The organism is Parvibaculum sp. (assembly GCF_049651025.1).
GTDB lineage: Bacteria > Pseudomonadota > Alphaproteobacteria > Parvibaculales > Parvibaculaceae > Parvibaculum.
The window spans coordinates 1-2494 of sequence record NZ_JBASBH010000060.1; the positions used below are offsets into that span (position 1 = coordinate 1).

Below are 2494 nucleotides of genomic sequence, written 5' to 3' on the forward strand. Positions count from 1 at the left end.
GGCGGGCATTGTTCATCATGGTGAACATACAGGCGAGACCGCGATTTTCTTCGCCGACCAATGTGCCGATCGCACCGCCCTCCTCGCCGAAAGCCATGACGCAAGTGGGGCTGCCGTGAATGCCGAGCTTTTCTTCAAGGCCGACGCATTTCGCATCGTTGCGCGCGCCGAGCGATCCGTCTTCGTTGACGAGGAATTTAGGGACGAGGAAAAGCGAGATGCCTTTGGTGCCTGCGGGTGCATCAGGCAGGCGAGCAAGGACGAGATGGACGATATTGTCCGCCATGTCGTGATCGCCATAGGTGATGAAGATTTTCGTGCCGGTGATCTTGTAGGTGCCATCGCCCTGCGACACGGCCTTCGCCTTCAAGGCGTTGAGGTCGGAGCCCGCCTGCGGCTCGGTCAGGTTCATCGTGCCGGTCCATTCGCCGGAAATGAGCTTGGAGAGATAGAGGCGCTTCTGCGCCTCGGTGCCATGCGCCGTCAGTGCTTCGACCGTGCCCTGGCTCAGGATCGGGCAGAGACCGAAGGCCATGTTGGCAGCGTTCCACATTTCCTGCATGGCTGTGGCAAGCGCGAGCGGCAGGCCCTGACCACCATATTCGGGCGCTGCGGCAAGCGCGCCCCAGCCGCCATCCACCCATTGGCGATAGGCATCGGCAAAACCCTGCGGCGTCTTGACGCTATCCACTTCGAGGCGCGCGCCTTCATGGTCGCCCGTCTTGTTCAGGGGCGCCAGCACGCCGCCTGCGAGTTTTGCGCCCTCTTCAAGCACGGCGTCGATCAGATCCGGTGTCAGATCGGCAAAGGCACCCTGCCCTGCCAGCGCGCGAAGGCCCGCCACTTCGTTGAGAAGAAAAGCCATGTCGCGGACGGGGGCACGATAGGTCATAAGATACTTTCGGCGGGAGAGGTCTGACGGTTCAGGCAATTTACTCTATTCTCGCGCCGGATTGAACCCGAGGGAGGCGTGTCGACGTGCGGCCTGAATTACTGAGCGCGAACGACGCGACCATTGCGCGCGGGGGCGAGCTTTTGCGGGAGGGGCGGCTTGTCGCCTTTCCGACAGAGACGGTTTACGGGCTTGGCGCGGATGCGACCAACGACCGCGCGGTGGCCAGCATCTTCGAGGCCAAGGGACGACCGACATTCAATCCGCTGATCGTGCATGTCGGCAGCGCAGATGAGGCGCGGCTGCATGCGCGTTTCACGGCGGAGGCTGAAGCCCTTGCCCGCGCCTTCTGGCCGGGGGGCATCACGCTCGTTCTGCCGCGTCTTTCAGATACGCCGGTTTCGCTGCTGGTCAGCGCGGGGCTCGACACAATCGCCCTGCGCGTGCCTGCGCATCCGCTGGCGCAGAAACTTCTGCATGCGACGGGACGACCCATCGCCGCGCCATCCGCCAATGCTTCGGGCGAGATCAGCCCGACGCGGGCCGAACATGTCATGGAGTCGCTCGGCCATGCGCAGGCGCTGGCGCTTGTCATCGATGGCGGCCCATGCCCGCTCGGACTTGAATCGACGGTGATCGGATTTCCCGATGATGGCGCGCCGACGCTGCTCAGGCCGGGCGCCATTGCGCGCGAAAAGATCGAGGCCGTGCTTGGGCGCAAGCTTGACGAGGCGGATGCAGCATCCGGCGAGGCGGGGCGTTCGTCACCCGGACAGCTTGCAAGCCATTATGCGCCGCGCGCACATCTGCGCCTCAATGCGAGCACGCCGCATGATGGCGAACTATGGCTTGGCTTTGGTGCTCATGCAGCAAGCGCGGTGATGAACCTTTCACCCTCCGGCGATCTGACGGAAGCGGCGGCAAATCTGTTTGCCATGCTGCGCGCGCTCGATGCACGCGCGGAGGGACGCGGCATTGCTGTCGCGCCCGTTCCGCATTCCGGCCTTGGCGAAGCGATCAACGATCGGCTGAACCGCGCGGCAGCACCGCGCGGCTGAAAGGAGCGCGAGCCTATTTCTTCACAGACATGCGATCGAGAAGGCCAAGCGCCACCGCCGAGGCGACGAAAACCATATGCATGATCGTCAGCCACATGATCTGGGTGCTCTCATATTTCGAAATGTTGAGAAATATCTGAAGCAGGTGGATCGATGAAATCGCCACAATGGCAGAGGCAACCTTGACCTTCAGGCTGCCTGCATCGAGCTTGCCGAGCCAGGAGAGGTCCGTTCTGGCGTCGTCGAAGCGGCTGACGAAATTTTCGTAGCTCGAAATCATGACCATCAGCACGAGGCTTGCGACGAGAGCCGCGTCGATGAGGCCGAGCATGGCGAGGATCATTTCCGACTCGCCCAGTTCCAGCGCCACTGAAAACACCTTGGCGAGCTTCAGCCCGAAGGAGGCCGCGTAAAGCGCAAGCGCCGCCGCAAGGCCGAGATAAAACACTACCAATATCCAGCGGCTGGCCAGAATGACCCGCTCGATCATCAACTCGATCGACTTCATCGCATCTCCTCAATTGAAATTTCAGTGGTGAACGGC

The 2494-nt window shown here is 62.1% G+C and carries 3 protein-coding genes; 1 reads left to right on the plus strand and 2 read right to left on the minus strand.

All coding sequences use genetic code 11. The annotated features are described in order from the left end of the window. The coding region (locus WA943_RS07700; RefSeq protein WP_424469281.1) for an acyl-CoA dehydrogenase family protein at window positions 1-892 on the minus strand (892 nt) is incomplete at its 3' end. A gap of 86 nt (window positions 893-978) precedes the next feature. Between WA943_RS07700 and WA943_RS07705 the strand changes: the two genes are divergently transcribed. Next, window positions 979-1950 (plus strand): L-threonylcarbamoyladenylate synthase, encoded by a 972-nt coding sequence (locus WA943_RS07705; protein ID WP_424469282.1) that lies wholly within the window; start codon window positions 979-981, stop codon window positions 1948-1950. 13 nt (window positions 1951-1963) lie between these two features. Here the strand turns inward: WA943_RS07705 and WA943_RS07710 are convergent, their stop codons facing one another. Then, the gene (locus WA943_RS07710) at window positions 1964-2458 is read right to left on the minus strand and encodes a TIGR00645 family protein (RefSeq protein ID WP_424469283.1); all 495 of its coding nucleotides are present in this window, start codon (window positions 2456-2458) and stop codon (window positions 1964-1966) included. Window positions 2459-2494: the final 36 nt, after the last annotated feature.

Coding starts and splice junctions, on each gene's coding strand:
- WA943_RS07710 (WP_424469283.1), bottom strand. CDS start 2,458: ATGAAGTCGATCGAGTTGATGATCGAGCGGGTCATTCTGGCCAGCCGC.